Annotated in this window: 8 protein-coding genes and 1 pseudogene; 3 read left to right on the top strand and 6 right to left on the bottom strand. The window is 57.7% G+C overall.

Features of this window, described 5'->3' with window-relative positions:
• Window positions 1-283 (top strand): 2-hydroxycarboxylate transporter family protein (locus KPG66_RS13655; protein ID WP_237071176.1); only part of this gene is annotated, 283 nt, incomplete at its 5' end.
• A gap of 191 nt (window positions 284-474) precedes the next feature.
• On the opposite strand, the gene KPG66_RS13650 is transcribed toward KPG66_RS13655, so the two are convergent.
• Together KPG66_RS13650 and KPG66_RS13645 are read right to left on the bottom strand one after the other, a co-directional pair.
• Window positions 475-1,143 (bottom strand): DUF3800 domain-containing protein, encoded by a 669-nt coding sequence (locus KPG66_RS13650; protein ID WP_013436779.1) that lies wholly within the window; start codon window positions 1,141-1,143, stop codon window positions 475-477.
• Between the two features lie 272 nt (window positions 1,144-1,415).
• Window positions 1,416-2,363 (bottom strand): annotated as a pseudogene (locus KPG66_RS13645) (IS481 family transposase); the annotation flags it as partial.
• 349 nt (window positions 2,364-2,712) lie between these two features.
• Here KPG66_RS13645 and KPG66_RS13640 point away from each other — a divergent pair.
• Window positions 2,713-4,035: an IS5 family transposase gene (locus KPG66_RS13640; RefSeq protein ID WP_013436784.1), complete on the top strand. Its 1,323-nt coding sequence runs from the start codon at window positions 2,713-2,715 to the stop codon at window positions 4,033-4,035.
• Window positions 4,036-4,450: 415 nt separating this feature from the next.
• Window positions 4,451-4,744 carry an H-NS histone family protein gene (locus tag KPG66_RS13635; protein WP_013436785.1) on the top strand — a complete coding sequence of 98 codons (294 nt, stop codon included), beginning with the start codon at window positions 4,451-4,453 and terminating at the stop codon, window positions 4,742-4,744.
• Window positions 4,745-5,090: 346 nt separating this feature from the next.
• Here KPG66_RS13635 and KPG66_RS13630 read toward each other — a convergent pair whose 3' ends face one another.
• The 4 genes from KPG66_RS13630 to KPG66_RS13615 all read right to left on the bottom strand — a co-directional run bounded on the left by KPG66_RS13630 (window position 5,091) and on the right by KPG66_RS13615 (window position 7,947).
• Window positions 5,091-5,543 carry a hypothetical protein gene (locus tag KPG66_RS13630; RefSeq protein WP_013436786.1) on the bottom strand — a complete coding sequence of 151 codons (453 nt, stop codon included), beginning with the start codon at window positions 5,541-5,543 and terminating at the stop codon, window positions 5,091-5,093.
• A gap of 154 nt (window positions 5,544-5,697) precedes the next feature.
• Window positions 5,698-6,114 carry a HEPN domain-containing protein gene (locus KPG66_RS13625; protein WP_013436787.1) on the bottom strand — a complete coding sequence of 139 codons (417 nt, stop codon included), beginning with the start codon at window positions 6,112-6,114 and terminating at the stop codon, window positions 5,698-5,700.
• Window positions 6,111-6,455, bottom strand: coding sequence for a nucleotidyltransferase domain-containing protein (locus tag KPG66_RS13620; protein ID WP_041755163.1), 345 nt, complete (start codon window positions 6,453-6,455; stop codon window positions 6,111-6,113). The genes KPG66_RS13625 and KPG66_RS13620 overlap by 4 nt, the downstream gene beginning before the upstream one ends.
• A gap of 502 nt (window positions 6,456-6,957) precedes the next feature.
• Window positions 6,958-7,947 (bottom strand): DNA-binding protein, encoded by a 990-nt coding sequence (locus KPG66_RS13615; protein WP_013436789.1) that lies wholly within the window; start codon window positions 7,945-7,947, stop codon window positions 6,958-6,960.
• Between the last annotated feature and the right edge of the window lie 87 nt (window positions 7,948-8,034).

The following is an 8,034-nucleotide window of genomic DNA, read 5'->3' as shown; positions in this document are numbered from 1 at the left end:
AGCGTTGCTCGCTGCGCTGACTTTAGCGCATTTTGTCACCACCCTGGTGACCGTGCTTACGTTGATGATCACCGGTTTCTTTGTCGGACACTGGATCAAACTACCGGCAACCGAAAGTGCAATGATTAACGCATGCCATAGCGGCATGGGAAGCACGGGCGATTTGGCTATTCTCACGGCGGCAAACCGTCTGCCGCTCATGCCCTTTGCGCAGCTTGCCACACGGATGGGTGGAGCGATGACCGTGATCTTGGCGTTGGGGCTGATGGAACAATGCGAATAGCAACCTTGCCTCATAGCACAATGGTTCGGGGTATGTGAGGCGCGTTAACTCACCGCTCTGGACATGGCTCCTAGCCCTAAACAAATAGCAATGGGGCCGGAAACCCAAAAATTTCCGTCAATGTTGTCTGTCAGCCATATACGAGTCTATTCCAGCTTACCCAATCACCACTCCGAAAAGGACGTACTTCCTTAAAAGAACAGCCGGCGCTGGCGAATGCTTGGCGAGGCCGCTTTGTAAGCTTCGCCGTTGCAATGTTCATGGTGTGCCCAAACGATACCCGCTAGCCAATCGACGAACTGCAAGCAAAAACTGTCTTTGCTCTCCCACGGCGTTGTCTCTAACCTTATGTTGGCGCCACTGCCCGCGAGTTCGGTGCACAAATACTCGTGGAGAGAATGCTTGAGTTCGATTTTCAGTGACCGCACATCGGGAATAAAGGATACGGAGTCGTACCCACTCATGACTTCCAGCAGTAACAGCTTCGTCATGTAATTATAAAGGCTGTTCGGGCTACGCCGGAAAGCGGCATTGACAGCGTCCTTGCGCACTGTAATTGAGACGAATTGTACGTCTGGGCACTTATGGTAAATTTTCGCCAATTCGCCGGCGAAATTAATGCGCTCGCGCGCTGACAGGTGAACGGATTTGAGCTCGTTACGCGCGGGGCGACCTCGCTGCTTGTAGACCCCGCGCACGACGCGCTCGAGTAGCCGTTCGCAGCCGTCCGGCATGATGGCGGCCGCGAGTGTGAAGAAGCGACTGGAGCCGCCGCGTTGATAGGGCGCATCCAGTTTCCAGCCCAGACACCCACTTTCGTCTAGATAGATCGTCGCGCGCATATAAAAATAGCCTCCCAAAGGAGGCTATCGAAAGAAGTGCGGTACCCGGACCTGACGTACTCGAAGTACGCTTACGATCACTGACGCCGATTTGTCGCAGGGACTCCGGGCCTATTTAAACCGCAGCGCCGCTATCAGCACATTATGACGACAAAAGCACTGTTTTTCAAGCGCGCCGTGGCAGTTTGTCGAGGCTAGGTTCAACCACGCGCCGCGTTACCAATTGATCCGATGCCCGTCACATCTTCGAAGATCATGCTCCCAGCGCGAAGAACGACCGGACGGCTTGGCGTGTGATGCGTCAAGAGGTAATTTCTCGACTCAGAAAGTCTTGCCATCGGTGCAATGCCTCCGATGGCACTGTGCGCGCGATGCCAGTTGTAGTGATGCTGCCAGCTTGTTAAGACTTCGCGGCGATGCGCGCAGCTTTGGTAGGTCCAGGCATCAGCCCACTCGCGCAAGGCTGACTGGTGGAAGCGTTCAGCCTTGCCCTTGGTCTGAGGGTGATAGACCGGTGTCAATTTGTACCGAATGCCCAGCTCCTAACAGGCCCGAGCGGACTCACGTGAACGGGACGCCGAACCGTTATCGGTGGGCAGCCTGCAGAGGCGCACACCCAAGCCGGCGTACCACGCGACGGCATCGCGCAGAAACTGCACGGCGCGGGCCTGCTTCACGTCTGGGTGCATCGCCGTGAAGCAATCCGAACGTGGTCATCTCCGGCGACAAACAGATACTCCCAGCCCGCGCCGGCCATTGTATCTCGCCGATTGCCGGTGACACGATGGCCGGGGCGTGTGATGCAACCCAGTTTCTTGGTCTCAATGTGCAGCAGATCGCCCGGCGCCGCATGCTCGTATCGCTGAATCGGCTCCCGCGGTGGTAGGTCGCTCAAACAAGGCAGCCCGGCGCGCCTGAACACACAACTCTGCAGGTTAAAGCGAACGCGCTCGCCTGTCGAGCAATCTGACGCTGTAGCAAGCGCTGCTAGCGCAACGCCAGGACCTGCCAAGCCGCCGCCGGCGCGATAGCACGTGGCGAGGGGACTGGCCGCGAAGATGCATCTGTCAGCGCGGCTGCGCCGGCCGGTGAGATAGCGACCGAGCCATTTGCGTACAGTCGATGCCGTCACGCCGTGATGGCTGCAGCTTGTGCCACAGTTCAGCCATATTCAGTAATCTGCTGACCCTCTCAAGTCGACGAGCAAAGGTGAGCCGGGGATTCTGACAGGTGTTCATCCGGCTGAACTGCTGGAAGGCTGCGTGTCTGGCGACCTCAGTTGCCCAGACTCAGTCGGATGAACCATCGATACAACCTATTGAAGCTTCACCGCTAGCCGTCAATCACGCAAATAGATTTTCTTGCCTTTCTGCGCAACGCCACTGGTGAAAACCATACATCGCGCCTATTTTTGGGTGACTGGATTGTCAGTCGGCGTTTTAAGGTAAAATAAACGCTTATCGTAGTCGGTCCTGAATAAACCGCAGACGTTGGTGCAGTAAGGCTCTGAGGCCAGAATGGTGTTGTGGGAATTGCAAGAGGCAGGCATATTAATGCGAGATCCCTGCAAATTTCGACGAGGTTCGGATGGGTCCGAAGACGCCGGTGCCAGAGGGAGATTTGTTTCGCCAACCGCTGCGCGAGCAGATCAACTTGAAGCATCCGTTGGTTCGTCTGGCCGATCTAATTGACTGGGACCGATTGAGCGCGGCGATGAGCGCGAGCTTCGTGTCGCAGCGCGGCCGGCCGGCAACGTCGCCGCGTTTGATCGCGGGGTTGCTGTATTTGCAGCACGCCTTCGACTTGTCGGACGAGGATGTGGTCTGGCAATGGCTGGAGAACCCGTATTGGCAGGTGTTCACCGGCGAGACGTACTTGCAGACCAAACCGCCGATCGATGCGTCGAGCCTGACGCGCTGGCGCAAGCGGCTAGGCGAAGCCGGCGTTGAAGAACTGTTGGCTGAGACAATCGAAGCGGCCAAACGCGCGAACGTCATCAAGACTTCGAGCCTGAAGCGGGTGATCGTCGATACGACAGTGATGGAAAAGGCGATTGCCCATCCCACCGATTCGCGCCTGCTCGAGCGTTGCCGAGAACATCTAGTCAAGGCGGCCGCCCGGCACGGGCTGAAGCTGCGGCAAAACACCAATCGCGAGGCTCCGCGCCTGGCAAGTCAGGTAGGCCGCTATGCGCATGCGAAGCAGTACAAGCGGATGAACAAAGCGCTGCGCACTTTGCGTTCTCGAGTGGGGCGCGTGATGCGCGATCTGGAGCGGCAACTCAATGGTGTCGCTGGGCAAACTCGCGCGGCGTTGGAAGAGCTGATCAGCCGCACGAAGCGGATTCTCACGCAGAAGCAGAAGGACAAAAATAAGCTGTATGCGCTGCATGCGCCGGAAGTAGAATGTCTGGCCAAGGGTAAAGTACACAAACCGTATGAATTTGGCGTGAAGGTGTCGATCACGACCACGCACAAGGAAGGTCTGGTAGTCGGCGCTCGTTCGATGCCGGGCAATCCGTACGACGGGCACACGTTGGTTGAAGCGTTGGAACAAGCAGCGATCCTGAGCGAGGTGCAGCCGCAGATCGCCATCGTGGACCGTGGCTACAAGGGTGTAGCCATCGATGAGGTGAAAATCTATCACCCGGGTTTGCGTCGTGGCATCACACGCGGCTTGCGCGCAATGATCCGGCGGCGCAGCGCGATCGAGCCGGCCATCGGACACATGAAGTCAGACGGCAAGCTCGATCGAAACTGGCTCAAGGGTGCGCTGGGCGATGCCATCCACGCGGTGCTGTGCGGCGCCGGCCACAACCTGCGCATGATCCTGCGCAAGCTGCGGCTTTTTTACGCCCTGATTCTCCTCGCTTTGCTCAGCTTCAAAACCGCTGCGCCCTCGGCTGCATGACTTCATCTGCGAGCTAAAACGAATTGTCCAGGCCCAACTATCGTAAAGCAGCCGGTCGTCGTAAAGGACAAGTTGGCATCTTTTATGCGCACGTACAGGCTGCGAGGGCAAAAACCAAGCGGTGGTTGGTCATCGAAAGTGTCGAAGCTTACGGTCAAGTGGCTAATCTGCAATTGGCTCGGCTATACGTAGGCCGCTCGCGTTGACGACGACGCAATGGGCGGAAAATATACGCTGCAAGCCTATGAGCAGGGTCCGATATAGCAGCCTTGATCTACTAGAAAGAGGGGCTTTTTAGATGGAGACCATGCTGCCAAGTGCTTTGTCAATCTGACGCATCGGCACAGGCTTGCAACCGGCTGACCCAATCCGCGTGCGTGCAGGATGTTTTTTCAACCTAACATAGGAAATTAACGTGGCGACATACCAAGAGCTACGCGCTCAAATTGAAAAGCTTGAAGCGGAGGCAGAAGCCTTACGGCAGCATGAATTGCAATCGGTGCTGGCCCAGATGCGCGAGAAGATCGCCGAGTTGGGAATTACGACTGAAGACTTATTCGGACGTAGGCGTCAAGCTCGCAGCCCTGCACCCGCAAAGCCGCACGAGCCGAAATACCAGAATCCCAAAACCGGTGAGACTTGGAGTGGTAGAGGCCGAGCCCCGTCATGGATTGGAAAGAATCGTGAGCGCTTTTTAATCCAGAAATAGGGCACAGCGATAGGTCGGCGAAGAGGGCAAATATGCCGCCGTGGCCTGCATTGTTTTGTGTCGCACTAGCCTCGGGCTTAATTTACCCAAACGGCGTGCCTCGGCGCATCGTGTGGTACTGGTTTGGCGCGATGCATCGGATTGATGGCGTTTGCTTGGTCTCGCCAGGCGAGCGCTACGTTGAGCTACTGATTATGCTATTGCCCACGGGCTTTCCCGTCACACCGCAATTCGTCTCGCGCGGGCGGTGCGACGGGCATTGCGTGTCGCACCGCAATATAAGCATTGACTTTAGCGCTCCCAGCAGTGCCAGGCAAGAAGCCGAGCTTGAAGCGGTGCAACAAGGCTATCCTTCCGCTTGCGGGGAAAATTTCGCTTCACGCCCGTTATCGCCCGCTGCCGTACCACATACGATGATTACACCACTTGGTAATGTCCGGCACAACATGCGGTTTGCTTGAATCGACATGCCGCGTCCATCGCGGTGATGCAGGAAAGAGAAAACGCCCCCTCCGGCGAAGTGTAAGGTATGCGAGACTGTCTCATGCACACGCACGATTTCATGCCTTAAGACCTGCGAGAGATCATCGATCTGCACTCGCCGAATTTCGACAAGGGTGGCACTGATATTACCCGATTCGGAGACAAGGTATTTATCCCCTTCGGGTCCCTCGACAAGGTAACTGCCGTCCGGGAAATCGGTTCGTATGCTGTTGGGAAGGTTGACGAACGTCATGCGCGGTGCCGCAGCTGATGGAGGATGCGTTGCTTGGGATAAGTTCCGATCATCTTCTTTCATCGCGCCTCTCTTACCTCTTTGCGCTACCCGCCATAACGGCTGTCATCACTTATAGACCGCTCGGCGATTTCAGATCCGCACCACTAAAATGAGCAGCTCATCATCCTAAATCTTGGCGATGACTCGATAACTGCTCACGCGATAGTTCCAAAACTCACCTTTCATTTGGGTTCTCTGGCATAAACTGGCCCAGCATGGCGACAACGAAGACCTCGGCCTGCTCCACCATTTCTTGAGCATCGCCCAATGCGACCGACTCATCCTTATAGTCCGCTACCAAGCGAATTTCCTCAGCGCGATTTAGCAGTCGTCCCATGTCTTTCGATACTGGGCCGTTCTTAACAAGATAGTTGCCAAAGGCCCCGATCAGACCGCTGTGAGTACGACTCACATCCGGTTCGACGGGTGCACCAGACGCTAAAAGCGCAGCGCGGGCCGCATCGAACATCGCATAGTAGGCGCGATTTACCGCGCCATCCACGTCGCCTAAGTCAAGCAGTACGCGGGCGGATGCATATGCCCGCTTTGCCTTTGCCATCAACGCAATGGGCGTCAATTTTTGGTCACTCATAGCCTGACTCCTTCCCGGTTGATGTTGTGGAGCAACAAAGGGTTTGAATAGGTCTCTGGATGCTCCCATTCATCAAGCCAGATCGGCAGCGGTGAGATGAGAATGCCCGTTTGCAGCAGCACGTCAAATGCGATGTCGGCCATTTCAAGCTTGGTGGTGAGGAACCGCTGATGTTCTCCTTTCAGCAGGACAGCCACATCGGCGTCGCTGTCGGCCCGATGGGTGCGCCGCGCCCGGCTTCCGTAGAGAATCGCGCCAGTTATGTCGTAACGGTCGGCAATCAGGTTAAGGAAGTACCGAATCGCTCGTTCGGTATCGGGGTCGATGTGATTCGAGTTCATCGGCAGCATTCCTTCCCCGTAAAATGCGGTCTTGGGTTCATATGTCGCCCGTCGCGCCGCTGCGCGGATAAGAGATCTAGTGTGGTACGCAATGAGTACCATGTCAAGCTTGTTTTGTGTGCCGTTTTCTGCGGTCCTGGAGTAGTCGCAGAATCGCTGCGCGTGCGAGATTAGGAAGGGGGCGGTAATCCTTCGACGTATTCGGCATCCGGTACGTCTTCATCGCGCGCGGGCTAATACCGCTGGCAGTTGCAAGTCCGTCCCAGGTTACGCCAAGCTGCTCCTTGGCGGCTCGCAAGAATTCCTGTTGTGTAGATTCCGACATAGCCTAGGAAGACGATACGCTTTGCGTACCATACTAGCGCAGCAACTCAACTAGCTCAACTATCTGGCGTTTGCCCGACATTGAGGCCTGGTGAGGCGTTCTTGATGGGGTAATCCAGCTCCTACGCTACAGGATTCATCCCTCGCGCAGGCGTTGCCGAATGTCGCGGTGACGGCGTCACCTACTCTTTTTGAGCGCACGCGTCGGCGGGCGTGGCCGTCCAACAGGGCCGGAGGGCCGACTCGATGCGGACTTAGTGGGTGTGCGCTGCCGCGCGCGCCGCGCTTTTTCAGCTTCAGCATTCGCGCGCTGCAGCGCGGCTAAGTTGCCTTCCAGCGTGCCAATGTGCTGGCGTGCGTCACCCAGTTGCGCCTGCAGCGCTTGCCGCTCAGCGCGGCGGCGCGCGTCACTTTCGTCGGCACGTCGCACCGCCGCATCCCGTTCCTTGATCAGGCGCGCGCTGATGCTGCGCTCATGCTCGGTCTCTAAGAGCGCGCGCTTTTCGGCCGCTTGCAGCCGTGCTTCGGCGCGCGCGGTGTCGGCCCGCAGCTTATCGAGTTCGCGGGCAAAATCGGCGCGCGCCTGGGCGAGCGCCGCGTCCCGCTCCTGTGCGTCGCGTTGCAGGCGCTCGACTTGCGCGTGCAGCGTCTGGTGCGCAGCCTCAGCCGCCGCAAGCGCGCGCTCGAGCTCCTGAATACGTGCCTGTGCCGCGAGCCGCGCCGCGCGGTGTTCTTCGAGGGTGCGTTCGGCGTGCGCCGCGTCCTCGCGGGCGGCGGCTACTTCAGCGGCGGCCGCGTCGCGCTCGAGACGCATTTCGGCACGCACGTCTTCCAGCGCCGCGTGCGCAGTGGCCGCGGCTCGCTCCCACAGCGTCGCGACGAGCGTGCCGGCGGCGTCGCGCAGCTCGGCGGGCAAATCCGGATGGTCGATTTTGACACGACTTTTCTCACGCAGCTCGCGCCAGAACTCGGCGAGGACCTCGGTGGGCGTGCCCATGCTGCCTTTGCGCACCAGCTGGTACAGGCGGTTCGCGGTGGGCGTGATGCCAAAGCGAAAGAATAGTAGCGCGCACACTTCGCGATACAACTCGCGCGTGTTTGAATGCGCGGCTTTCAAGCGCGCGATCTCGGTGGTCAGCGCCGCATCGGGGGACAGGACATCACTCATCGCAGTTTCCGGGGGAAGATTTGCTTAAAGATTACTACGTAATACGTTGTATATCTAACACTAAAGACCCACTCCACGACATTACCG

This window comes from Mycetohabitans sp. B2 (assembly GCF_021733735.1).
Lineage (GTDB): Bacteria > Pseudomonadota > Gammaproteobacteria > Burkholderiales > Burkholderiaceae > Mycetohabitans > Mycetohabitans rhizoxinica.
Note: the sequence above shows the minus strand (reverse complement) of the source record. Positions and strands in the feature narration are given on the sequence as shown.